The 22,498-nt window shown below is 72.8% G+C and carries 22 protein-coding genes and 1 pseudogene; 20 read left to right on the top strand and 3 right to left on the bottom strand.

Going from position 1 to position 22,498, the window contains the following annotated elements; all coding sequences use genetic code 11:
* The first annotated feature begins 83 nt into the window (after positions 1–83).
* The 3 genes from ACIGYR_RS18725 to ACIGYR_RS18715 all read left to right on the top strand — a co-directional run bounded on the left by ACIGYR_RS18725 (position 84) and on the right by ACIGYR_RS18715 (position 1,841).
* Positions 84–248, top strand: coding sequence for a hypothetical protein (locus ACIGYR_RS18725; protein ID WP_391847046.1), 165 nt, complete (start codon positions 84–86; stop codon positions 246–248).
* A gap of 31 nt (positions 249–279) precedes the next feature.
* Positions 280–558, top strand: a complete 279-nt coding sequence (locus tag ACIGYR_RS18720; protein ID WP_391847048.1) for a DUF4190 domain-containing protein — start codon at positions 280–282, stop codon at positions 556–558.
* A 113-nt stretch (positions 559–671) separates the two neighbouring features.
* The gene (locus tag ACIGYR_RS18715; RefSeq protein ID WP_399598153.1) at positions 672–1,841 is read left to right on the top strand and encodes a cysteine desulfurase family protein; all 1,170 of its coding nucleotides are present in this window, start codon (positions 672–674) and stop codon (positions 1,839–1,841) included.
* Positions 1,842–1,851: 10 nt separating this feature from the next.
* Here the strand turns inward: ACIGYR_RS18715 and ACIGYR_RS18710 are convergent, their stop codons facing one another.
* Positions 1,852–2,532, bottom strand: coding sequence for an N-acetylmuramoyl-L-alanine amidase (locus tag ACIGYR_RS18710; protein ID WP_391847051.1), 681 nt, complete (start codon positions 2,530–2,532; stop codon positions 1,852–1,854).
* A gap of 60 nt (positions 2,533–2,592) precedes the next feature.
* Between ACIGYR_RS18710 and mnmA the strand changes: the two genes are divergently transcribed.
* Positions 2,593–3,723: a tRNA 2-thiouridine(34) synthase MnmA gene (gene mnmA / locus ACIGYR_RS18705; RefSeq protein ID WP_391847053.1), complete on the top strand. Its 1,131-nt coding sequence runs from the start codon at positions 2,593–2,595 to the stop codon at positions 3,721–3,723.
* A gap of 47 nt (positions 3,724–3,770) precedes the next feature.
* Here mnmA and ACIGYR_RS18700 read toward each other — a convergent pair whose 3' ends face one another.
* Together ACIGYR_RS18700 and ACIGYR_RS18695 are read right to left on the bottom strand one after the other, a co-directional pair.
* Positions 3,771–4,553 (bottom strand): alpha/beta fold hydrolase, encoded by a 783-nt coding sequence (locus tag ACIGYR_RS18700; RefSeq protein ID WP_399598156.1) that lies wholly within the window; start codon positions 4,551–4,553, stop codon positions 3,771–3,773.
* A 37-nt stretch (positions 4,554–4,590) separates the two neighbouring features.
* The gene (locus ACIGYR_RS18695) at positions 4,591–4,914 is read right to left on the bottom strand and encodes a DUF427 domain-containing protein (protein ID WP_399598159.1); all 324 of its coding nucleotides are present in this window, start codon (positions 4,912–4,914) and stop codon (positions 4,591–4,593) included.
* 64 nt (positions 4,915–4,978) lie between these two features.
* Between ACIGYR_RS18695 and ACIGYR_RS18690 the strand changes: the two genes are divergently transcribed.
* From ACIGYR_RS18690 to ACIGYR_RS18615, 16 genes and pseudogenes are all read left to right on the top strand, one after another.
* Positions 4,979–5,518 (top strand): TIGR00730 family Rossman fold protein, encoded by a 540-nt coding sequence (locus ACIGYR_RS18690; RefSeq protein ID WP_391847059.1) that lies wholly within the window; start codon positions 4,979–4,981, stop codon positions 5,516–5,518.
* A gap of 7 nt (positions 5,519–5,525) precedes the next feature.
* Positions 5,526–6,224, top strand: a complete 699-nt coding sequence (locus tag ACIGYR_RS18685; protein ID WP_399598162.1) for an SDR family oxidoreductase — start codon at positions 5,526–5,528, stop codon at positions 6,222–6,224.
* A 31-nt stretch (positions 6,225–6,255) separates the two neighbouring features.
* Positions 6,256–7,263, top strand: coding sequence for a methionine synthase (locus tag ACIGYR_RS18680; protein WP_399598165.1), 1,008 nt, complete (start codon positions 6,256–6,258; stop codon positions 7,261–7,263).
* 15 nt (positions 7,264–7,278) lie between these two features.
* A complete protein-coding gene (gene ligA, locus ACIGYR_RS18675; RefSeq protein WP_399598168.1) occupies positions 7,279–9,474 on the top strand; it encodes an NAD-dependent DNA ligase LigA in 2,196 nt (731 codons plus the stop codon).
* A gap of 259 nt (positions 9,475–9,733) precedes the next feature.
* On the top strand, positions 9,734–11,974 hold the full coding sequence (locus ACIGYR_RS18670) for a putative bifunctional diguanylate cyclase/phosphodiesterase (protein ID WP_399598171.1): 2,241 nt from the start codon (positions 9,734–9,736) through the stop codon (positions 11,972–11,974).
* Between the two features lie 459 nt (positions 11,975–12,433).
* Positions 12,434–12,559: pseudogene (locus tag ACIGYR_RS18665) on the top strand (DUF4267 domain-containing protein); the annotation flags it as partial.
* A 25-nt stretch (positions 12,560–12,584) separates the two neighbouring features.
* Positions 12,585–13,079, top strand: coding sequence for a cupin domain-containing protein (locus ACIGYR_RS18660; RefSeq protein ID WP_399598174.1), 495 nt, complete (start codon positions 12,585–12,587; stop codon positions 13,077–13,079).
* A 93-nt stretch (positions 13,080–13,172) separates the two neighbouring features.
* On the top strand, positions 13,173–13,469 hold the full coding sequence (gene gatC / locus ACIGYR_RS18655; RefSeq protein ID WP_006130840.1) for an Asp-tRNA(Asn)/Glu-tRNA(Gln) amidotransferase subunit GatC: 297 nt from the start codon (positions 13,173–13,175) through the stop codon (positions 13,467–13,469).
* 5 nt (positions 13,470–13,474) lie between these two features.
* Positions 13,475–14,974 (top strand): Asp-tRNA(Asn)/Glu-tRNA(Gln) amidotransferase subunit GatA, encoded by a 1,500-nt coding sequence (gatA, locus tag ACIGYR_RS18650; protein WP_399598177.1) that lies wholly within the window; start codon positions 13,475–13,477, stop codon positions 14,972–14,974.
* Positions 14,971–15,210: a hypothetical protein gene (locus ACIGYR_RS18645; RefSeq protein WP_161292640.1), complete on the top strand. Its 240-nt coding sequence runs from the start codon at positions 14,971–14,973 to the stop codon at positions 15,208–15,210. The genes gatA and ACIGYR_RS18645 overlap by 4 nt, the downstream gene beginning before the upstream one ends.
* A 16-nt stretch (positions 15,211–15,226) precedes the next feature.
* On the top strand, positions 15,227–16,741 hold the full coding sequence (gene gatB, locus ACIGYR_RS18640; protein WP_391847072.1) for an Asp-tRNA(Asn)/Glu-tRNA(Gln) amidotransferase subunit GatB: 1,515 nt from the start codon (positions 15,227–15,229) through the stop codon (positions 16,739–16,741).
* A 142-nt stretch (positions 16,742–16,883) separates the two neighbouring features.
* A complete protein-coding gene (locus tag ACIGYR_RS18635; protein ID WP_399598182.1) occupies positions 16,884–17,246 on the top strand; it encodes a hypothetical protein in 363 nt (120 codons plus the stop codon).
* A gap of 206 nt (positions 17,247–17,452) precedes the next feature.
* Entirely contained in the window at positions 17,453–18,028 is a 576-nt protein-coding gene (locus tag ACIGYR_RS18630) for a GNAT family N-acetyltransferase (protein ID WP_399598185.1), read from the top strand.
* A 54-nt stretch (positions 18,029–18,082) separates the two neighbouring features.
* On the top strand, positions 18,083–18,793 hold the full coding sequence (locus tag ACIGYR_RS18625) for a hypothetical protein (RefSeq protein WP_399598188.1): 711 nt from the start codon (positions 18,083–18,085) through the stop codon (positions 18,791–18,793).
* Between the two features lie 194 nt (positions 18,794–18,987).
* The gene (locus ACIGYR_RS18620; RefSeq protein WP_399598191.1) at positions 18,988–19,179 is read left to right on the top strand and encodes a hypothetical protein; all 192 of its coding nucleotides are present in this window, start codon (positions 18,988–18,990) and stop codon (positions 19,177–19,179) included.
* Positions 19,180–19,421: 242 nt separating this feature from the next.
* Complete coding sequence (locus tag ACIGYR_RS18615) at positions 19,422–22,466, top strand: AAA family ATPase (protein ID WP_399598193.1); 3,045 nt, start codon at positions 19,422–19,424, stop codon at positions 22,464–22,466.
* Positions 22,467–22,498 lie beyond the last annotated feature (32 nt).

Genomic DNA, 22,498 nt, shown 5'->3' with positions numbered 1-22,498 from the left:
CAGTGAACAACTGTTACTACAACTGTTCACCGAAGCTTCACACCGGCTGAACACGAGGCATTTCGGAGGGGGGATCTCATCCCATGCTGTTCCTCGTCGCCGCGCTCATGCTGCTCGGAGTCGTGCTGGGCACCGTCGCCCACGCGCCGCTGACCGTCACCGGCGTCCTGGCCGCCGTCATCGCCGTCTGGCTCGGCGTCTTCGCGCTCCGCGAGCGCCACGCCCGCCGACGGACCTCGGCCGACTGATCGCAGGAAAGGACCTCAGGAGCTGAGCACCATGCACCTCACCGCACCGGCCACCGGCCGCACCGACACCCGTCCCCGCACCCGCGACGCCGACGGCATGGCCGTCGCGTCCTTCATCCTCGGCCTCCTCGGCCTGCTCGTCCTCAACCTCTTCCTCGGCCCGATCGCCATCGTGCTCGCCGCGGTCGCCCTCTGGCGCGGCACGGCTCGCCCGGGCCGCGCCTGCCTGGGGCTGGCCCTGGGCATCGCCGACCTGGCGGTCCTGGTGACGGCGATGGAAGTGTCGGGGACGGTTTCCTGGAGCCTGTGACCCAAGGGCCGAGCCCCGAGGACGACGGGGCCACCGGCCCGCCGGGAGCCGCTGCCCCGCCCGCACCCACGCAGCCGGGGCCGAGTGCCGAGGAGCCGTAGAATCACCTCACCATGGCTTACCTCGACCACGCCGCGACCACCCCGATGCTCCCGGAGGCGGCAGAGGCACTCACCGCCCAGCTGAGCATGACGGGCAACGCCTCCTCCCTCCACGCGTCCGGCCGGCAGGCCCGCCGTACGGTCGAGGAATCCCGCGAGACCCTCGCGGAAGCGCTGGGCGCCCGCCCCAGCGAGGTCGTCTTCACCTCGGGCGGCACCGAGGCCGACAACCTGGCCGTCAAGGGCCTGTACTGGGCCCGCCGCGCCGCCGACCCGGCCCGTACCCGCGTCCTGGCCAGTCCCGTCGAGCACCACGCCGTGCTGGACGCCGTGCACTGGCTCGGCGAGCACGAGGGCGCCACCGTGGAGTACCTCCCCGTCGACTCCTACGGCCGGGTCAGTCCCGAGGCGCTGCGCGAGGCCATCGCCCGCAACCCCGACGACGTCGCCCTGGCCACCGTCATGTGGGCCAACAACGAGATCGGCACGGTCCTGCCGGTCCGTGAACTCGCTGACGTCGCGGCCGAGTCCGGTGTCCCGTTGCACGCCGACGCGGTCCAGGCGTTCGGGCAGGTGCCGGTCGACTTCGAGGGTTCGGGCCTGGCCGCCATGACGGTGTCGGGCCACAAGATCGGCGGCCCGTACGGCATCGGCGCCCTCATCCTCGGCCGCGAGTACACCCCCGTACCCGTACTGCACGGCGGCGGGCAGGAGCGGCACGTCCGCTCGGGCACGCTCGACGTCCCGGCCGTCGCCTCCTTCGCCGTCGCCGGCCGGCTCGCCGCCGAGCAGCGCGAGTGGTTCGCGCGGGAGATCGGCGCCCTGCGCGACCAGCTGATCGACGCCGTGCGCGGCGCCGTACCGGACGCGATCCTCGGCGGCGACCCCGCTCCCGAGGGCCGGCTCCCGGCCAACGCCCACTTCACCTTCCCCGGCTGCGAGGGCGACTCCCTGCTGCTCCTGCTGGACGCCCAGGGCATCGAGTGCTCCACCGGCTCCGCCTGCACCGCGGGCGTCGCCCAGCCCAGCCATGTCCTCCTGGCCACCGGCACCGACCCGGACCTGGCGCGCGGCACCCTGCGCTTCTCGCTCGGCCACACCTCCACGGAAGCGGACGTCGAAGCCGTCGCGAGGGCGATCGGCCCGGCGGTGGAGCGAGCCAGGGCGGCGGGCCTCACCTAGGCGCGCGGCCTCAGGGGGCCGCTGGGCCTTCGGTGTGCGCGGCGCGGACCAGACGTATGTACCGCCCCCAGTCCCAGAACCGCCCCGGGTCCGTGTGGTCCGTCCCCGGCACCTCCACATGCCCGATGATGTGCTCCCGGTCCACGGGGATCCCGTAACGCCCGCAGATCGCCGCCGTCAGCCGGGCCGAGGCCGCGTACATGGCGTCCGTGAAAGAGGAGGCGTCCGCCACGAAGCCTTCGTGCTCGATGCCGACACTGCGCTCGTTGTACTCCCGGTTGCCCGCGTGGAAGGCCACGTCCAGCTCGCGGACCAGCTGGGCGATCCGCCCGTCCCTGCGCACGATGTAGTGCGCCGCCGCCCCGTGCGCCGGGTCCTGGAAGACCTTGACCGCCGATGCGTAGCCGCCCTGCGTGACATGGATGACGACCCGGTCCACCCGGTAGTCGTCCGGCCGGTCCGCCCGCCGGTAGTTCGCCGAGGACGCCGCCACCCAGCGCGCGCCGCGGAAGTCCACCGCGCCCGCCACGCGCGGTTTCTCCACCCCCGGCAGCCGCCACCACAGGTGGGACAGCTCCTCGCGGGCCAGCACGGCCGTGCCCACCGCGGCCACGGCCCCGCCGACGAGCAGGGCGCGCCGCCCCAGCCGCCGGTCCCCGTCCTTCGCCGCCACTTCTGTCGTCGCCCCCATGTGATCGTCAACGGATATCCGGCCGACCGGGTTCCCGCACCCCCGTACCCTGGAGTGGCTATGACTGACACCCCGCAGCGCACCCGCCCCCTCCGCGTCCTCGCCGCCATGTCCGGCGGAGTCGACTCCGCCGTCGCCGCCGCGCGTGCCGCGGAAGCAGGCCACGACGTCACCGGCGTCCACCTCGCGCTCTCCGCCAACCCGCAGTCCTTCCGAACCGGCGCGCGGGGCTGTTGCACCATCGAGGACTCGCGTGACGCCCGCCGCGCGGCCGACGTCATCGGCATCCCCTTCTACGTCTGGGACCTCGCCGACCGCTTCCGCGAGGACGTCGTCGAGGACTTCGTCGCCGAGTACGAGGCCGGCCGCACCCCGAACCCGTGCCTGCGCTGCAACGAGAAGATCAAGTTCGCCGCGCTGCTGGACAAGGCGCTGGCCCTCGGCTTCGACGCCGTCTGCACCGGCCACTACGCCCAGGTGATCGTGAACGAGGACGGCACGCGTGAGCTGCACCGCGCCTCCGACATGGCGAAGGACCAGTCGTACGTCCTCGGTGTGCTCGACGACAAGCAGTTGGCGCACGCGATGTTCCCGCTCGGTGACACGGTCACCACCAAGGAGGAGATCCGCGCGGAGGCCGAGCGCCGGGGCCTGGCCGTCGCCAAGAAGCCCGACTCGCACGACATCTGCTTCATCGCCGACGGCGACACCCAGGGCTTCCTGGCCAAGCGGCTCGGCAAGGCCGAGGGCGACATCGTGGACGAGTCCGGCGCCAGGCTGGGCACGCACGAGGGCGCGTACGGCTTCACCATCGGCCAGCGCAAGGGCTTGCGGATCGGCACCCCGGCCCCGGACGGCAAGCCCCGCTACGTCCTGGACATCTCCCCGGTCACCAACACGGTCACCGTCGGCCCGGCCACCGCCCTGGACGTCAGCGCCCTCACCGCGATCAAGCCCCGCTGGTGCGGTGCCGCGCCCACCGGCCCCGGCACCTACACCGCCCAGCTGCGCGCCCACGGCGGCGAGACCGAGGTGACCGCCGAACCGGTCGACGGCGAGCTGCGCGTGACGTTCACCGAGCCCGTCCGCGGGGTCGCCCCCGGCCAGGCGATCGTGCTGTACGCGGGCACGCGCGTGGTGGGCTCGGCGACGATCGCGGCCACCACGCGCGCGACGGCACAGGCGCTCTGAGCCGACGCGGGCGCCTGCCCGGCGTGGGACTCGGTCGGCGGGGGTGCCTATCCGGCGAAGAACTCCGTCAGCACCGGGCCCAGTACCTCTGGTTCCACCATGTGGGTCTGGCCCTCCAGGACCCGGTACGCGCCCTTCGGCACGGTCTCCGCGATCTCCCGGGACGCCGTGCGCATCCACTCCGGGCTCGCCCCGCCCGCGACCGAGAGCACGGGCACGGTGATCGCGGCGAGCCGGTCCCGGGGCAGCAGGCCGTCGCCCATGACCGCGTCGTCGTGGGCGAGGCTGGGGGCGACGGCCTCCATGCCGGCCCACATCGGGGACTGACGGGCGCCCTGGATCATCTCCTCGCCGAGGCCCGTCAGGCGCAAAAACAGCTCCACCGCTTCCCCGCGCCGGCCCTCGCCGAGCGCCGCGTTGAGCCGCTCCTTGTAGGCGGCCTCCCGCGCGGCACCGTCCGCCAGGTGGTCGGCGTACGGCACCTCGTACACCGCCGCCCGGCGGAGCGGCAGCCCGCTCGCCGCCGCGTGCAGCACCAGCGCGCCGCCCGAGGAGACCCCGAACAGTGCCGCGTCGCCGCCGACCGCGTCGATGAGCGCGGTCAGGTCCTCGACCTCACGGCCGACCGCGTAGGGCGCCGTGTCGCCGCTCCCGCCGCGGCCCCGGCGGTCGTAGACGACGGCCGTGCAGTGGTCCGCGAGGCGCTGCGCCAGGGGCGCCATGGTGCCGCCGGTGGACATCGCGCCGCTCACCAGGATGACGGTGGGCCCCTGGCCGATCACTCCGTACGCGAGGGAGGTGCCGTCGCGGGAAGTCGTCTTCTTGTCCATGGCCGTGCAGACTGCCGCACGGCACGGCACTCATCGGTCACGACACGTCGGCTTCGTAGAAGCAGTAGTGGTCCTTGATCTCGGCGACGCCGGGCTTCGGGTCGGGGTAGACCCAGACGAGGTCGGGCGCGTCCGGCAGCGACCAGTAGGACGCCGTGCCCTTGAAGGGGCAGACGGTGTGTGTGTCGGAGGGCGTCAGCAGATCGAGGCGTACGTCCTCGGCGGGGATGTAGTACCGCACCGCAGAGCCCGTCTCGCGCAGCTCCAGGGGCCGGTCGGTCTCCGCGAGCACCTGGTCGCCGTGCACCACGCGCACGTGCCGCTCGCTCTTCCGGATCGTGATCGTGTGTCCTTGGGTCATACCGGATCAGCACCGGACGGGCCGCGCTTCTTCCCGCCGGCGCGGGGACCGTACGGTGGAGGTCATGAACATCTGCGTCTTCCTGTCCGCCGCCGACCTCGACGAGCGTTACACGCGCCCCGCGCGCGAGTTCGCGGAACTGATCGGCAAGGCCGGCCACACCCTGGTCTGGGGCGGCTCCGACGTCGGTCTGATGAAGGTGGTCGCCGACGGTGTGCAGGAGGCGGGCGGCAGGCTGCTGGGCGTCTCCGTGGAGTTCCTGGCGAACAAGGCACGGCCCGGTGCCGACGAGATGGTCATCGCGGGCGACCTCGCCGAACGCAAGAAGCTGCTGCTGGAGAAGGCCGACGCCGTGGTGATCATGGTGGGCGGCACCGGCACGCTGGACGAGGCCACCGAGATCCTGGAGCTGAAGAAGCACGGCCGCACCGAGAAGCCGGTCGTGCTGCTGAACACGGCGGGCTTCTACGACGGCCTGCGCGAGCAGTTCCGCCGCATGGAGGCCGAGGGCTTCCTGCCCCGCCCGCTGGCCGAGCTGGTCCACTTCGCGGACGAGCCGGTCGGGGCGCTGGCCCACCTGGAGGAGCAGGCCGGCGTCCGGTGATGCGAGCATGGCGGGCATGGCTACTCATGTGATCACCGGGGCCGGTTCCGGTATCGGCGCGGCCGTGGCCCGCCGGCTGCACGCGCGCGGGGACGCACTCGTGCTGCACGCGCGCGACGCGGGCCGCGCGAAGGAGCTGGCGGCCGAGTTCCCCGGCGCCCGCACCCTGGTCGGCGACCTCGCGGACCCGGAGAAACTGTCCTGGGCGTTCTCCCACCAGAGCCTCCCGGACCGGGTGGACTCCCTGCTGCACGTCGCCGGGGTCGTCGATCTCGGCGATGTGGGCGACCTTACCCCGAAGTCCTGGCGCCACCAGCTGAACGTCAACCTGATCGCCCCCGCCGAGCTGACCCGGCACTTCCTGCCGCAGCTGCGGGCGGCCCGCGGTCATGTGATCTTCGTCAACTCCGGCGCCGGCCTCAGCGCGAACGCCGGCTGGTCCGCCTACGCCGCCTCCAAGCACGGTCTGAAGGCCCTCGCCGACTCCCTGCGCCACGAGGAGCACCCGGCCGGCGTCCGCGTCACCTCGGTCTACCCCGGCCGCACCGCCAGCCCCATGCAGGCCAAGGTGCACCAGCAGGAGGGCAAGGAGTACGACGCGTCGAAGTGGATCGACCCCGAGTCGGTCGCCACGACGATCCTGATGGCCCTCGACCTGCCGGCGGACGCGGAGGTCAACGACCTGTCGGTACGGCCGGGACGCTGACCTCCGCCGAGGGGTTCCGTAGGCTTCCCCGGTGAGCGAAAACAGCCAGTTCAGGTTTGCCGGGGCCACCGGTGTCGGGTCTCTGCCCGGTGGCGACGCCCGAGAGGCCGCCAAGGCCGCCACCGGGTCCTTCGAGGACTTCCCCTTCCTTCCGGAGCTGCCCGCGCGCGGACCCGGCGCCGACATGATCGGTCGTACCGCCGGGATGCTGGTCGAGGTGTACGCGCGTGTGGAGCCCAGTGGGTGGCGGATCGGGGACCGGCCGGGCCGGGACACCAAGCGGGCGTGGTCCTGGCTGGCCCAGGACCTGGACGCCCTGGAGGAGTTCACCCAGGGCTACGAGGGCGACCTGAAGGTGCAGGCCGTCGGGCCCTGGACACTGGCCGCCGCCCTGGAGCTGAGGAACGGCGAGGCCGCCCTGTCGGACCCCGGCGCGTGCCGGGATCTCGCCGCCTCCCTGGTCGAGGGGCTGCGGCTGCATCTGGACGAGGTCCGGCGGCGCATCCCCGGCGCCCGGCTCGTACTCCAGCTCGACGAGCCCTCCCTCACCTCCGTCCTGCGCGGCCGGGTCCGCAGCGCCAGCGGCTATCGCACGTACCATGCCGTGGACCGGCAGGTCGTGGAGTCCACGCTGCGGGACGTCGTCGCGGCGCACGGCGGCGGACCCGTGGTGGTGCACTCCTGCGCCCCGGACGTGCCGTTCGCCCTGCTCCGGCGGACCGGCGCGGCGGCCGTCTCCTTCGACTTCTCGCTCCTCACCGAGCGTGACGACGACGCGATCGGCGAGGCCGTCGAGGGCGGCACCCGGCTGTTCACCGGTGTCGTGCCGGGCACGGACGGCCCGTTGTCAGACCCTGCCGGTAGCGTCATGGGTGTCAGGACGCTGTGGCGCAGGCTGGGGCTGCATCCGGGGCTGCTCGCGGAGGCGGTCACGGTGACCCCGGCGTGTGGTCTGGCGGGCGCTTCCCCCGCCTACGCACGGCACGCGCTCGCCCACTGCGTCCAGGCGGCGAGATCCCTCGCGGACAACCCAGAGTAACGGGAGGACAACACGGTGGCCGGCGACAAGCAGCAGGCGGAGACGGCAGTGCCCGCCAAGGCACGTGACAAGCACGCGCAGCTCGCTGAGCAGATCGAGGAGCACCGCTTCCGGTACTACGTGAAGGACGCTCCCGTCGTCAGCGACGCGGAGTTCGACAAGCTCCTGAAGGCTCTGGAGGCCCTGGAGGAGGAGTATCCGGAACTGCGCACCCCGGACTCGCCCACCCAGAAGGTCGCCGGGTCGTACGCGACGGAGTTCACGGCGGTCGAGCACCGGCAGCGGATGCTGTCGCTCGACAACACCTTCAACGACGACGAGCTGGCCGCCTGGGCCGAGCGCATCGCCAGGGAGCTGGGTGACCAGAAGTACCACTTCCTGTGCGAGCTGAAGGTGGACGGCCTCGCGGTCAACCTCACCTACGAGCACGGCCGTCTCACCCGCGCGGCCACCCGCGGCGACGGCCGCACCGGCGAGGACATCACCCCCAACGTCCGCACGATCGCGGAGATCCCGGACCGCCTCGAGGGCGACGAGGTGCCCGACCTGGTGGAGATCCGCGGCGAGGTCTACTTCCCGATGGAGAAGTTCCTCGAGCTGAACGAACGCCTGGTCGCGGCCGGTGACAAGCCCTTCGCCAACCCCCGGAACGCTGCTGCCGGTTCGCTGCGCCAGAAGGACCCCCGGGTCACCGCCACCCGCCCGCTGCACATGGTCGTCCACGGCATCGGCGCCCTGGAGGGCTACTCGGGCATGACCCGGCTCTCCCAGGCGTACGACCTGCTGAAGACCTGGGGACTGCCCACCTCCCCGCACAACCGCGTGGTCGACGACCTCGACGGCGTACGGAAGTTCATCGCGTACTACGGCGAGAACCGTCACTCCGTCGAGCACGAGATCGACGGTGTCGTGGTCAAGCTGGACGAGATCCGGCTTCAGGGTCGTCTCGGCTCCACCGCGCGCGCCCCGCGCTGGGCGATCGCCTACAAGTACGCGCCGGAGGAGGTCAACACCAAGCTCGTCGACATCAAGGTGGGCGTCGGCCGCACGGGCCGCGTCACGCCGTACGCCCAGGTGGAGCCGGTCACGGTCGCGGGCAGCGAGGTGGAGTTCGCCACCCTGCACAACCAGGAGGTCGTCAAGGCCAAGGGCGTCCTCATCGGTGACACCGTCGTCCTGCGCAAGGCCGGTGACGTCATCCCGGAGATCCTCGGCCCGGTGGCCGACCTGCGGGACGGCAGCGAGCGGGAGTTCGTGATGCCGGGCGAGTGCCCCGAGTGCGGGACGCCGCTGCGGCCCATGAAGGAGGGCGACATCGACCTCCGCTGCCCCAACGCCCGCACCTGTCCGGCCCAGTTGCGAGGGCGCGTCTCCTACCTGGCGGGCCGTGAGTGCCTGGACATCGAGCACTTCGGCGACGTGGCCGCCGCCGCGCTCACCCAGCCGCTGGAGCCGGCCGACCCGCCGCTGGTGGACGAGGGCGACCTGTTCGACCTGACGGTGGAGAAGCTGCTGCCCATCAAGGCGTACGTCCTCGACCCCGACAGCGGCCTGCCCAAGCGTGACCCCAAGACCGGCGAGGAGAAGGTCGTCACGGTCTTCGCCAACCAGAAGGGCGAGCCGAAGAAGAACACCCTGGCGCTGCTGGCGAACATCGAGGCGGCCAAGTCCCGGCCGCTGGCCCGTTTCCTGAACGGTCTGTCCATCCGGCACGTGGGACCGGTGGCCGCGCAGGCCCTCGCCCGCGAGTTCCGGTCCGTCGACCGCATCGAACAGGCCACCGAGGAGGAGCTGGCGGCCACCGACGGCGTCGGCCCGATCATCGCCGCCGCACTCAAGGAGTGGTTCGCCGAGGACTGGCACCGCGAGATCGTCCGCAAGTGGAAGGCCGCGGGAGTACCGCTGGAGGAGGAGTCGTCCGGCGGGGAAGAGGGGCCTCGTCCGCTGGAGGGCCTCACGGTCGTCGTCACCGGCACGCTGGAGAACTTCACCCGGGACGGCGCCAAGGAGGCACTCCAGGGCCAAGGCGCGAAGGTAACCGGTTCGGTCTCGAAGAAGACCTCTTTCGTCGTAGTGGGTGACAACCCCGGATCGAAGTACGACAAGGCCATGCAACTGAAGGTTCCTGTTCTGAACGAGGACGGTTTTGACGTCCTCTTGGAGCGGGGCCCCGAAGCGGCGGCCGAAGTCGCGCTTCCGACCGAGGAGTAGCGGTTGAAGGCCACCCGATCGGCGCATATCAGTTGCATACGGGTGGCCCGGGCGCATTCGGGCAACCGTCGGAGACCGCTGCCCGTGGAAGCCTTCCGCGGCCTACTGTTGAGGTGTGCGCCTGCCGTGCCCAGCTGCGGCTGGGGCATCTCCGTGCCCTCCAGAGGCCCGGGGAAGGTTTCTTCGACGCGGAGCTGCTGATGGTTGTCGGGCATCGGGCCGCGTGGCGTGGGCACCGCCGGCTGTGAGAGGGACGGGAATGGAACCGACCGAGAGCGCCGCCCCGGACTCATGGCTGCGCCTGCGCCGCCGCGCGGGCGCATGGCGCGGGCACCGGTGGACCGGGCGGGCCGACGGGCGTCCGGGCGCGCGAACGCGCCCCGCCGGACCGGGCACCGCCGCCGAAGCCGCCAAACCCCGGCCGCCGGCCCTCGCGCCCGGCCCCGGCCTGGCCGGCGCCGACACCGAACGGCACCTGTCCTGGCCGGCGCTGCCCGCGGCCGTCGTCGCCGCCGCGGGACTCACCCTGGGTGCCGGGTTCTACCGCGCCTACACCGGCCACCACGCCCTCTTCCCACGCGGCACGGTCGGCTGGGCGCTGGCCCTGCTCACCGGCGTCATCGTCGGCCACCTCGTGATGCTGGGCCGCGCCCGCTGGTGGGGCGGCACCGGATCGGGCGCCGCCCTCACCCTCGCCGTCCTGCTGCTGTACGGCTGGGTGCCGGCCGGCCTGGTCAGCCTCACCGTCGTCGTCCTGGTCGGCATCGCCCGCCGGCACCACTGGCGGCAGGGCGTGCTGCACGGCGCGGTGGACGTCCTCGGCATCGGCGTCGGCGCCCTGCTGCTCGGCGCGTTCGGCCGGGTCCCGAGCGTGGAGGAGCCCTGGCGGCCCGAGAGCTGGAGCGTCTCCACGGTCCCCGAGGTCGTCCTGGCCGCGGTCGCCTATCTCGCCGTCAGCCGCGGCCTGGTGTGGTACCTGCACGCCCCGCGCGGCGGCGGGGTGCGCACGGTCGCCCGCACCGCCCTGGTCAGACAGGGAGTCGTCGCCGTCGCGCTGCTCGGCATCGCGCCCCTGCTGTGTGTCGTCGCCGACGCCCAGCCGGTGCTGCTCCCGCTGTTCGCCATCCCGCTCATCGCCCTGGACTCCACGCTGTGGATGGCCCGCGCCCGCGCGGAGGAGCAGTTGCGCGACCCGCTGACCGGACTGCCCAACCGGCAGTGGCTGCTGGAGCGGATCTGGACCGCCCTGGACGACGCCGAGCGGATCGGGGCCCGCGCCGCGCTCATGCTGATCGACCTCGATCGCTTCCGGTCGGTGAACGACACCCTCGGCCATCTGGCCGGCGACCGGCTGCTGCTCCAGATCGCCGACCGGCTGCGGCTCGCCCTGCCCCGCGGCGCCGAGGCCGCCCGGCTCGGCGGTGACGAGTTCGCCGTCTTACTGCCCGTCGCCGACTCCACGACGTCGGCCACGCGCGTCGCCCGCGGCCTCGTCGCCGCCCTCAGCTCCCCGCTCGACCTGGACGGGCTCACCCTCGTCCTGGAGGCCAGCGCCGGCGTCGCCGTCTTCCCCGATCACGCGCTCGACGCCGAAGGGCTCCTGCGCCGCGCCGATGTCGCGATGTACCAGGCGAAGCGGGACCGTACGGGCGTCGAGGTGTACGAGGTCAAGCGGGACTCCAACACCCCCGACCGCCTGGGCCTGCTGGGCGACCTGCGCCGGGCCCTGGACGCCCACGAGGTGGAGCTCCACTACCAGCCCAAGGTCCGCTTCGACGGGCAGGTCGCCGGCCTGGAGGCGCTGGTCCGCTGGGTGCATCCCGAGCGCGGGAAGGTGCCGCCGGACGAGTTCATCGCGATAGCCGAGTCCTCGGGGCTGATGCCCCACCTCACCGAGTACGTCCTGGAGACCGCGCTCGGCCAGGTCGCCCAGTGGCGCGCGCAGGGCCTGCGGGTGCCGGTCGCCGTCAACGTCTCCCCGCGCGACGTCCACACGCCCGGCTTCGCCGGCTCCGTCGCCGCCCGGCTGGCCCGGCACGGCGTCCCCGCGGGGGCGCTCCAGCTCGAGATAACGGAGCACGTCCTGCTGGAGGACCCGCAACGGGCCGCCGACACCCTCGCCGGGCTCACCGGGCACGGCGTGAAGATGTCCCTGGACGACTTCGGCACCGGGTACTCGTCCCTGGTGCACCTGCGGCGGCTGCCCGTCAGCGAGCTGAAGATCGACCGCTCCTTCGTGGCCCGGCTGGCCGTCGACGCCGAGGACGCCGCGATCGTGCGCTGCACCGTCGACCTCGCCCATTCGCTGGGTCTCCTCGTCGTGGCCGAGGGCGTGGAGGACGACGAGACCTGGGAGCGGCTGCGGGATCTGGGCTGTGATGCCGTGCAGGGGTGGCTGGTCGCCGCCGCCATGCCTCCGGAGGAGACCACCGCGTGGCTGCGGGCGCGGGGTTCCCGCGGGTGGCAACGGCCGCGTGCCGCGTTGCCGGCCGCCGAGTAACCTGCCCACGGTTGCGCCGACCGCCGAGCGGTCTTTCCCACGGTTGCGCCGACCGCCGAGCGGTCTTTCCCACCCGCCCGCCCGTTTCCACTTGGCCGGGTGCTCACCGTTTGCCGTGGGTGGTCGTCCTGTGTGAGCGGCTGCGGCTTCGTCGTGGTCCGGCTGCCCGTTTCCACTTGGCCGGGCGCTGACCGTTTGCCGTGGGTGGCGGTCCTGTGTGAGCGGCTGCGGCTTCGTCGTGGTCCGGCTGCCCGTTTCCACTTGGCCGGGTGCTGACCGTTTGCCGTGGGTGGTCGTCCTGTGTGAGCGGCTGCGGCTTCGTCGTGGTCCGGCTGCGCGTTTCGACTGGGCCGGGCGTTGACCGTTTGCCGTGGGTGGCCCGGCCGCATCGGTGGCCGCCGTTCGGCGTGGCCGGTCGCGCTCTCGCGGCGGAGCCGTGGACGACACGGCCCGCACACCCTCGTACCGCTCGTCGACACGCTGACAGTCCTGCGCAACGGCGGCACGAAAGCCGTCGCTTTCGGGATCCACCTCGCCACCGCGATCGTTGTACTGATCAGTGCCGGACTGCTCTTCGCGGTCTGACGACACCTACCGGGGGAGATCCAGCATGTCACTGTTCGTGCCCAGGTTCGACGAGACCGTGCTGGTCCGGGACGCGGAGGCCGAGGTCCTCGGCGGTGCCCCGGTCGGCGTCAAGCTGCTGGCCGACAGCAGCGCCAGCGGCGGCGCGCTGTCCACCGTACGGGTCACCCTCGCCGAGGGTGCCGACGGGGCCTATCCGCATGTCCACCACAACTCGGCCGAGATGTTCTACCTGCTCGACGGCGAGGCCGAGGTCCTCTCCGGCGACGACGTCGTCACCGCCGAGCGCGGTGACCTGATCATCGTCCCGCCGGACCGGCCCCATGCCTTCGCCGCCGCGCCCGGCAGCACCGCCGACCTGCTCATCGTCATCGCCCCCGGCGTCGAGCGCTTCGAGTACTTCCGCCACCTCCAGCGCATCCGCCTGGGCGAGGCGACCCGGGAGAGCCTGCTGGAGGTCCAGGAGCGGTACGACAACCACTTCCTGAAGAGCGAGGCATGGGACGGCCGGCACCGGTGAGGACGGTGCCCCGGGAAACCGTTTCACGGGCACCGGGCCCCGCCCCATAGGATTGGGCCCAAACCACATTCACTCACCCCAGAGGATCGCTGCATGCCTGGCATCACGCGCGAGGAGGTCGCCCACCTCGCCCGGCTGGCGCGTCTGGAGCTGAAGCCCGAAGAACTCGACCACTTCGCGGGACAGCTTGACGACATCATCGGCGCGGTCGCCCGCGTCAGCGAGGTCGCCGACCAAGACGTACCGCCGACCTCGCACCCCCTCCCGCTGACGAACGTCATGCGGGCGGACGAGGTCCGTCCCTCGCTCACCCCCGAGCAGGCGCTGTCCGGCGCCCCGGCCCAGGAGCAGCAGCGTTTCAAGGTGCCGCAGATCCTGGGGGAGGAGTGACCACCATGACGGACAGCAACATCATCAAGCTCACGGCCGCGCAGATCGCCGAGAAGATCGCCTCCGGCGAGCTCACGGCGGTCGAGGTCACCGAGGCGCACCTCGCCCGGATCGAGGCCGTCGACGAGAAGGTGCACGCCTTCCTCCACGTCGACCGCGAGGGCGCCCTCGCCCAGGCCCGCGCCGTGGACGAGAAGCGGGCGCGCGGCGAGAAGCTCGGCCCGCTGGCCGGCGTCCCGCTCGCGCTCAAGGACATCTTCACCACCGAGGGCGTGCCCACGACCGTCGGCTCGAAGATCCTGGAGGGCTGGATCCCGCCGTACGACGCGACGCTCACCAAGCGGCTCAAGGCCGCCGACGTCGTCATCCTCGGCAAGACCAACATGGACGAGTTCGCCATGGGGTCCTCCACCGAGAACAGCGCCTACGGCCCGACCGGCAACCCCTGGGACCTCACCAAGATCCCCGGCGGTTCCGGCGGCGGCTCCTCCGCCGCGCTCGCCGCCTACCAGGCCCCGCTGGCCATCGGCACCGACACCGGCGGCTCCATCCGCCAGCCGGCCGCCGTCACCGGCACGGTCGGTGTGAAGCCGACGTACGGCGCGGTGTCCCGCTTCGGCATGGTCGCCTTCTCCTCGTCCCTCGACCAGGGCGGCCCCTGCGCCCGTACGGTCCTGGACGCGGCGCTGCTGCACGAGGTGATCGCCGGCCACGACCCGCTGGACTCCACCTCCATCGACGCCCCGGTCCCGCCGGTCGTCGAGGCCGCCCGCAACGGCTCCGTCGCCGGTATGCGCGTCGGCGTGGTCAAGCAGTTCCGCGGCGAGGGCTACCAGGCCGGTGTCATCCAGCGCTTCGACGAGTCGGTCGAGCTGCTCAAGGAGCTGGGCGCCGAGATCGTCGAGCTGGACTGCCCGTCCTTCGACCTCGCCCTGTCGGCGTACTACCTGATCGCGCCGTCCGAGTGCTCCTCCAACCTCGCCCGCTTCGACGGCCTGCGCTACGGCCTGCGTACGGGCGACGACGGCAGCCACTCGGCCGAGGAGGTCACCTCCCTCACCCGCGAGGCCGGCTTCGGTCCCGAGGTGAAGCGTCGCATCATGCTCGGCACGTACGCCCTGTCGAGCGGCTACTACGACGCGTACTACGGCTCCGCGCAGAAGGTCCGTACGCTCATCACGCAGGACTTCGAGAGGGCCTTCGAGCAGGTCGACGTGATCGTCTCCCCGACGACCCCGACCACCGCCTTCGCGATCGGCGAACGGGCCGACGACCCGATGGCGATGTACCTCGCGGACCTGTGCACCATCCCGACCAACCTGGCGGGCAACGCGGCCATGTCCCTGCCCTGCGGCCTCGCGCCGGAGGACAACCTCCCGGTGGGCCTGCAGATCATCGCCCCGGCGCTGCAGGACGACCGGCTGTACAAGGTGGGTGCCGCCGTCGAGGCCGCCTTCGTGGAAAAGTGGGGCCACCCGCTGCTGGAGGAGGCACCGTCGCTGTGAGCGCACTGACCAAGGCCAAGGGCTTCAAGAAGTCCAAGTCCGGTACGTACCTGTCCATGGCCGCCACCGCGTTCGGCGCGGTCGGCGCCATGAAGCAGATCAAGAAGGCCCGCGCCGAGAACGACACGCTGCGACTCGTCGACGCCGTCGTCACCGCCGCCGGCATCGCCACCGGCCTCGCCATCCTCTACCGCGAGCTGAAGCGGCTGGGCGACGACGACGTCCTGCTGGGCTGAGAGGGAAGTTTTCACCGTGACCACCACGACCGACCTGGTGTCGTACGAGGACGCGCTGGCGTCGTACGACCCCGTCATGGGCCTTGAGGTCCATGTCGAACTCGGCACCAAGACGAAGATGTTCTGCGGCTGTTCGACCGCGCTCGGCGCCGACCCCAACTCGCAGACCTGCCCGACCTGCCTCGGCCTGCCCGGCGCGCTCCCGGTCGTCAACGCGACCGGCGTCGAGTCGGCCATCAAGATCGGTCTCGCGCTGAACTGCGAGATCGCCGAGTGGTGCCGCTTCGCCCGGAAGAACTACTTCTATCCGGACATGCCGAAGAACTTCCAGACCTCCCAGTACGACGAGCCGATCGCCTTCAACGGCTACCTCGACGTGCAGCTGGAGGACGGCGAGACCTTCCGCGTGGACATCGAGCGCGCGCACATGGAGGAGGACACCGGCAAGTCGACGCACGTCGGCGGCGCCACGGGCCGTATCCACGGCGCGTCCCACTCCCTGCTGGACTACAACCGGGCCGGCATCCCGCTGATCGAGATCGTCACCAAGCCCATCGTCGGCGCCGGCGAGCGCGCTCCCGAGGTGGCGAAGGCGTACGTCCGCGAGCTGCGCGAACTCATCCGGGCCCTCGGCGTGTCCGAGGCCCGCATGGAGATGGGCCAGATGCGCTGCGACGTGAACCTGTCGCTGCGCCCGAACGGCACCGAGAAGTTCGGTACGCGTTCCGAGACGAAGAACGTCAACTCGCTGCGGTCCGTGGAGCGCGCGGCCCGCTTCGAGATCCAGCGGCACGCGGCCGTGCTGTCCTCGGGCGGCACGATCATCCAGGAGACCCGCCACTTCCACGAGGACACCGGGTCCACGACCTCGGGCCGGGTCAAGGAGGAGGCCGAGGACTACCGGTACTTCCCGGAGCCCGACCTGGTCCCCGTGGCCCCCTCGCGCGAGTGGGTCGAGGAGATCCGCGCGGCCCTGCCCGAGCTGCCGCTGGCCCGCCGCAACCGGCTGCTGGCCGAGTGGGGCATCACCGCCACCGACATGCAGGCGATCCTCAACGCCGGCGCGCTGGACCTGATCGTCGCCACCATCGACGCCGGTGCCGACGCGGCCTCCGCCCGCAAGTGGTGGATGGGCGAACTGGCGCGCAGCGCCAACGAGTCCGGCACGGCGCTGGACGAGCTGGCGATCACGCCGGAGCAGGTGGCCCGGGTCACCGAGCTGGTCGCGAAGGGTGACCTGAACGACAAGCTGGCCCGCCAGGTCATCGAGGGCGTCCTCGCGGGCGAGGGCACCCCGGACGAGGTCGTCGAGAAGCGCGGCCTGAAGGTCGTCTCCGACGACTCGGCGCTCGGTACGGCGGTCGACGAGGCCATCGCCGGCAACCCTGGCATCGCGGACAAGATCCGCGGCGGCAAGGTGGCGGCGGCCGGCGCCCTGGTCGGCGCGGTCATGAAGGCCACCCGCGGCCAGGCCGACGCTGCCCGCGTCAAGGAACTGATCCTGGAGAGGCTGGGCGTCAGCGAGGGCTGACCCCACACCGCGCCGTACGGCCCCGGAGGCATGTCCTCCGGGGCCGCACTCTTGCCCGTGCGCGACGAGCGACCGGCCCCGGCGGCCGCGGGCACCGCCCCGCACCGGGTCTTCCCGAGCGGGGGCGGTACGCTCGCCCGCCATGAGTGGACGCACCGATTCCGACACCGAACCCGTGATAGCCGAGGACGCCGCCGGCACCGAGGACGCCGACCGAATTGCGGACGGTGACCGAATTGCGGACGGTGAGGAGTACGTCGGGGACGCCCGGCGGGCCCGTTGGACCGCCGCCGGTACCGGTGCGCTGCTGACGCTGGCCGGGCTGGCCGCCGCGCTGCTCCGGGCGGCCGGATCCGCCCCGGTGCTCGTGCCCGCCGCCTACGCCCTGGGGGCCGCCGTGTGCGCGCTCGCGACAGTGCTCGGGACCAGGGGCCGCACCCGCAGGGCCCTGTGGCTGCTGATCGTCGGAACGATGGTCATGGCGCTCGGGGACCAGTTCGACTGACGTCCCCGTGCCGCGGCGCCAGGGTGATCGATGTCGCCGTCTCTGTGATCACTGAGGTCCGCGGCTCATGAGAGGCTCGGCCGGGTTCCGGCGGACGAACCGCGGAAGCCGGCCGGACGAGCGGTGGAAGCCGGCGGAAGAACTGTGGAAGACGGCGGACGAACCGCGGAAGCCGGCGGACGAAGCTCGGAAGGAAGAATCGCACGATGTACGCGACATCGCTCGGCGGTGACGGCGCCGAACTGCGGCCCCTCGAGGTGTGGCACGCCGGGGAGCTGCTCGCCAACATCGACCGGGGAAGGGAGTTCGTCGGCCGGCACATCGGACTGGCGGACGTGGTCTGCGATCTCGACGGCGCCCGTGCCTGGCTGAAGTCGTACGCCGACAAGCGCGGTGCCGACGCCGGCAGCGTGCACGGGATCTGGCTGGAGGGCCAGTTGGTCGGCGGCCTGCTGTTCCGGGTCTGGGACACCTCGAGCGGGGTCTGCGAGGCCGGCTGCTGGCTGGAGCCGGCGGCGGCCGGACGCGGACTGGTCACCCGCGGCATGCGGGTGCTGTTCGACTGGGCCTTCGAGGAGCGCGGCATGCACCGGGTGGAGTGGCATGTGTCCACGGCCAACGAGCCGAGCATCGACGTCGCCCGGCGCCTCGGCATGACCCGCGAGGGCGTGCTCCGCGAGAACTACCGGCACCGGGGCGTGCGTACCAGCACTGAGATCTGGGCGCTGCTCGCGCCCGAGTGGCGTGCGGCACGCGCGCGTACCGCGCACGACGACCACTGACCCGGCTTTCGATCATTAAGGGACCTCTCAGAGAGCGTCCGTACGGTGCCAGGCATGGCAACGAAGACAGCGGAAGGCGCCGAGGCCGGTACCGCGGCGCGCAAGGACGACGAGACGGCGGCGGCCGGCGCCGCCGAGGAGGGGCGGGACCGCCGGGCGGGAGCCGGGGAACGGGACGCCCAGGACACTCCGGACGCGGCACACCCTGAGCACGCCCAGGACCGTGGGGACGCCGGGGACGCTGCGCACGACGCGGATGCGGCGGGTGACGCGGGCGAGGCCGGTGACGCGGGCGAGGCCGGTGACGCGGGCGAGGCCGGTGACGCCGACGAGGCGGGTGAGCCGGCCGACGGCGCCGGTGCCAAGGTGGCCTCCGGCGTCGGCCAGGGCGCCGGGGCCGTCGTCTCGGCCGCGCTGGGTCTGGTCTCGCTCACCGGCGGCTGGATCGGCACCGTCGCCTCCGCCCGCGAGCAGCTCGTCGGCCAGCTCCAGACGTCCTCCACCGCGAGCGTCGGCCGGCAGCTGAAGGAGGTCTACGGCGACGCCTGGCACACCACCGCCCTGTGGGCCGGCCTGTTCGCACTGGCCGCGCTGATCACCGGCGTGGTCGTGCTGGCCCGCCCCGCGTTCGGCACCCCCGGCCGCCCCCAGGCACCCTGGATCAAGTCGGTCGCCTGGGCGGGCGTCTCGCTCGGTGTCATCGGCCTGCTCCTGGCCGTCCTGAAGTACTCCGACGCACTGCTCGGCCTGCCCTCGGCCGGCTGAAAGCCGCAGCTCCCAGGGGCCTTAGGGAATCCGTGACCACCTCACGGACGCCCTAAGGCCCCTTACGCGCGCGTGCGGCCCGTCGGCCGCCCGAAGATGCGGAACTCTCCCGATGTGGCACACCCCCCTGGGAGACGAAAGTGGAGGCATCGCAGAAAGCGACGCACCACACCGTCCCTCCCGAAGGACCTGCCATGTACGAGTTCGAACTGCACCGGATCCGGACCGCCGAGCTGCGCCGCAGGGCTCAGCGGGAGCGCCTGGCCCGCGAGGCCGTCCGCGCCCGCCGTGTCGCCCGCCGCGCGGAGAACGCCGGCAACGGCACCCCGGTCGCCGAGTCGCATACCGACCGCCCTCGCCGGCTCCGGCTGTCGCGCTTCGCGTGACGACGGGGGCACAGAGCGACCGGACGGGGGTCGGGCGCTCGCGGCAACAGGGTCGTACGGTTCTCCAGCGGAGCCGTACGGCCCTGTCGCCTGTGTCGCCCGTGCCGCCCGGGGGCACGGCTTCCCCCGCGGCTCCCGCGCCCGCGGTAGCGGCGACGACTCCGCCGAGTGCCAGTACGACTGGTACGACAATCATGCAGGGCCTGGGGAAAACCGGTGCCGGGCCGTCCCGGCCTCGTGCGATGCTCGGGCCCGTGGAGACCAGGTCCGTCAGTCCCGTGTTCGTCGGCCGTGCCGATGAGTTGGCCACGCTGAACGACGCGCTCGGCCGCGCCGGGGCCGCCGAGCCGCAGGCGCTGCTGCTCGGCGGCGAGGCAGGCGTGGGCAAGACCCGCCTCGTGGAGGAGTTCGCCACGGCCGCGGCCGGTCGTGGTGCCGTCGTCGCCGTCGGCGGCTGCGTGGAGATCGGTGCCGACGGGCTGCCGTTCGCCCCCTTCTCCACCGCGTTGCGGGCCCTGCGCGACGCCCTGCCCGAGGAGTTCGCCGCCGCGGCGGCCGGCCAGGAGGAGGAACTGGCCCGGCTGCTGCCCGACCTCGGCGAGGTCGCCGCGGGCCGCCACGACGAACAGGGCCTGGCCCGCCTGTTCGAGCTCACCGCCCGGCTGCTGGAGCGGGTCGCCGCCGAACGCACCGTCGTGCTCGCCCTGGAGGACCTGCACTGGGCCGACGCCTCCACCCGCCACCTGCTCGCCTACCTGTTCCGCACCCTGCGCGCCGGCCGCCTCCTCGTCCTGGCCACCTACCGCTCCGACGACATCCACCGCCGCCACCCGCTGCGCCCCCTGCTCGCCGAACTGGACCGGCTGCGCACCGTCCGCCGCATCGAACTCGCGCGCTTCACCCGCGAGGAGGCCGGCCGCCAGATCGCCGGCATCCTCGCCGCCGAACCCGACCCCGCCCAGGTGGACGAGATCTACGAACGCTCCGACGGCAACGCCTTCTTCATCGAGGAACTCGCCGTCGCCGCCTGTGAGGGCAACCGCACCGGCCTCACCGACTCCCTGCGCGACCTGCTCCTCGTCCGCGTCGAGGCGCTGCCCGAGAGCGCCCAGCGGGTCGCCCGGATCGTCGCCGAGGGCGGCTCCACGGTGGAGTACCCGCTGATCGCGGCCGTGGCCCAGCTCACCGAGGACGACCTCATCGAGGCGCTGCGGGCCGCCGTCGGCGCCAACCTCCTCACCGTCACCCCGGCCGGCGACGGCTACCGCTTCCGGCACTCCCTGGTCCGCGAGGCCGTGGCCGACGACCTGCTGCCCGGCGAACGCTCCCGGCTCAGCCGCCGCTATGCCGAGGCCCTGGAGGCCGACCCCGCCCTCGTCCCCGCCGACGCGCGCGTGATGCGCCTGGCCAGCTACTGGTACCACGCCCACGACGCCGCGAAAGCCCTGCCCGCCGTCCTGGCCGCCGGCGTCGTCGCCCGCCGCCGGCACGCCTACACCGAGCAACTCGGACTGCTGGAACGGGCGATGGAACTGTGGGACGGCGCCCCCGAGGAGGTGCGCTCCGCCCTGCGCCCGGTCGACTACGCCGAGGGCTGTCCCCCGTGCGGCACCGATCCGGCCACCACCCCCCTGCGCTATCTCGACCTGATGGCCGAGGCGGCGGTGGCGGGTCGCCTCGGCGGCGAACGCGAACGCGCCCTGAAGATCACCAAGCGGGCCCTGCGCCTGCTGGAGGAGGAGCAGGACCCCCTGCGCGCCGCCTGGTTCTGGGTGCAGCGCTCCCGGCTGGTGCAGGCACAGGGCCGCGGCGACGGCTGGCAGGAGCTGGCCACCGCCCAGGACCTGGTGCGCGGCCTGCCGCCGTCCGAGGTGCACGCCGAGGTGCTGGCGGTCGCCGCCAACTGGTCCATGCAGCACCGGCCCGGCCCCGAGGCCCTCGCCGCCGCCGAGCGGGCCGTGGAGTACGCGCGGATGGTGGGCGCCCGCGAGACCGAACTGCACGCCCTGCTCACCCTGGGCGGCCTGACGGTGGAGTCCGGCGACCCGGAGGCCGGTCTCACGCAGATGCGGCAGGTCCTGCGGGACACCCGGGCGGAGGGCGTGCACCATGTCGCGGGCCGTGCCTATGTGAATCTGCCGTCCGCGCTGCAGAGCGTCGGCCGGGACCGGGAGGCCGTCCCCCTGCTGCGCGAGGGCGTCGACTTCTGCCGCCGGTACGGCCTGCTGGACTCCGGGGCCTGGGCCTGGGGCAACCTGTCCGACGCGCTGTACTCGCTGGGTCAGTGGCGGGAGGCCGCCGAGGCCGCCGCGCACGCGACCGGGGTCGGCCACAGCGCCAAGCCCCGCGCCGCGGGTGCCCTGCGCCTGGCCCACCTCGCCCTGGCCCGCGGCGACCTCGCCGAGGCCGGCCGGCAACTCGCCGCAGCCCGCGCCTGGTACGGCACCCATGACTCCCGGCCCCAGCAGTCCCTGCCGCTGGCCCGCGTCGCCCTCGGCATCGCCGCGGCGGAGGGCCGGACAGCCGACGCCCGCGCGGCACTGCTGCCTGTCCTGGACGCGGGTTTCCCGCCCGGCACCCACCGCCACGGCTGGCCGCTGCTGCTGGCCGCCGCCACCGCGGAGGCGGACGCCCGAACCCTGCCCGCCGCCCGGCCCGGCCGCACCGAGACCCTCGACCGCCTCGCGGCGGCCGTACGGACCCTCACCACCGGCGTCCCCCTCTGGCGGGCCTACGGCCAGTGGACCCGAGCGGAACTCCTGCGGGCGGCAGGCCGGGACACCGTCGACACCTGGTCCCCGGTCGTCGCCGGGTTCGAGTGCCTGGAGCGTCCCTACGACCTCGCCCGGGTCCGCCACCGCCTCGCCGGGGCGCTGCTGGCCGAGGGCGGTGACGGCGAGCGCGACCGCGCGGTGGAGCTGCTCCGGCTGGCCGCGGCGGTCGCCGCCCACCTGGAGGCCCGCCCTCTCGCCGACGCCGTCGCCCGGCTCGCCCAGCGCGCCCGCCTCACCCTGGCCGGCGCCTCCGGACAGGCCCCGGCTTCCGCCGACCCGGCCGCGGCGCTCGGCCTCACCAGCCGGGAGCGGGACGTCCTCGGCCTGGTCGCGGCAGGCCGCACCAACCGCCAGATAGCCGAGGAACTGTTCATCTCCCCGAAGACCGCGAGCGTCCACGTCTCGAACATCCTCGGCAAGCTCGGCGTCTCGGGCCGGGGTGAGGCGGCGGCGGTGGCGCACCGGCTCGGCCTGTTCGTGGCCGGGACGCTCACTGCGGAAACGCCCGGCTGAGACCTACGCTGGAGGAAACCGGCAAGAGGGGG

The sequence above is a fragment of the Streptomyces sp. NPDC053076 genome (assembly GCF_044546845.1).
GTDB lineage: Bacteria > Actinomycetota > Actinomycetes > Streptomycetales > Streptomycetaceae > Streptomyces.
Note: the sequence above shows the minus strand (reverse complement) of the source record. Positions and strands in the feature narration are given on the sequence as shown.

Excerpts from the sequence above, each read along its gene's own strand:
- ACIGYR_RS18635 (WP_399598182.1), top strand. The coding sequence starts at position 16,884 with ATGAGTGGACGCACCGATTCCGACACCGAACCCGTGATAGCCGAGGAC.
- ACIGYR_RS18715 (WP_399598153.1), top strand. The coding sequence starts at position 672 with ATGGCTTACCTCGACCACGCCGCGACCACCCCGATGCTCCCGGAGGCG.
- ACIGYR_RS18670 (WP_399598171.1), top strand. The coding sequence starts at position 9,734 with ATGGAACCGACCGAGAGCGCCGCCCCGGACTCATGGCTGCGCCTGCGC.
- ACIGYR_RS18700 (WP_399598156.1), bottom strand. The coding sequence starts at position 4,553 with ATGGACAAGAAGACGACTTCCCGCGACGGCACCTCCCTCGCGTACGGA.
- mnmA (WP_391847053.1), top strand. The coding sequence starts at position 2,593 with ATGACTGACACCCCGCAGCGCACCCGCCCCCTCCGCGTCCTCGCCGCC.
- ACIGYR_RS18660 (WP_399598174.1), top strand. The coding sequence starts at position 12,585 with ATGTCACTGTTCGTGCCCAGGTTCGACGAGACCGTGCTGGTCCGGGAC.
- ACIGYR_RS18615 (WP_399598193.1), top strand. The coding sequence starts at position 19,422 with ATGCTCGGGCCCGTGGAGACCAGGTCCGTCAGTCCCGTGTTCGTCGGC.
- ACIGYR_RS18710 (WP_391847051.1), bottom strand. The coding sequence starts at position 2,532 with ATGGGGGCGACGACAGAAGTGGCGGCGAAGGACGGGGACCGGCGGCTG.
- ACIGYR_RS18725 (WP_391847046.1), top strand. The coding sequence starts at position 84 with ATGCTGTTCCTCGTCGCCGCGCTCATGCTGCTCGGAGTCGTGCTGGGC.
- ACIGYR_RS18695 (WP_399598159.1), bottom strand. The coding sequence starts at position 4,914 with ATGACCCAAGGACACACGATCACGATCCGGAAGAGCGAGCGGCACGTG.
- ACIGYR_RS18720 (WP_391847048.1), top strand. The coding sequence starts at position 280 with ATGCACCTCACCGCACCGGCCACCGGCCGCACCGACACCCGTCCCCGC.
- ACIGYR_RS18625 (WP_399598188.1), top strand. The coding sequence starts at position 18,083 with ATGGCAACGAAGACAGCGGAAGGCGCCGAGGCCGGTACCGCGGCGCGC.
- ACIGYR_RS18630 (WP_399598185.1), top strand. The coding sequence starts at position 17,453 with ATGTACGCGACATCGCTCGGCGGTGACGGCGCCGAACTGCGGCCCCTC.
- ACIGYR_RS18690 (WP_391847059.1), top strand. The coding sequence starts at position 4,979 with ATGAACATCTGCGTCTTCCTGTCCGCCGCCGACCTCGACGAGCGTTAC.
- ACIGYR_RS18685 (WP_399598162.1), top strand. The coding sequence starts at position 5,526 with ATGGCGGGCATGGCTACTCATGTGATCACCGGGGCCGGTTCCGGTATC.
- gatC (WP_006130840.1), top strand. The coding sequence starts at position 13,173 with ATGCCTGGCATCACGCGCGAGGAGGTCGCCCACCTCGCCCGGCTGGCG.
- ACIGYR_RS18620 (WP_399598191.1), top strand. The coding sequence starts at position 18,988 with ATGTACGAGTTCGAACTGCACCGGATCCGGACCGCCGAGCTGCGCCGC.
- gatA (WP_399598177.1), top strand. The coding sequence starts at position 13,475 with ATGACGGACAGCAACATCATCAAGCTCACGGCCGCGCAGATCGCCGAG.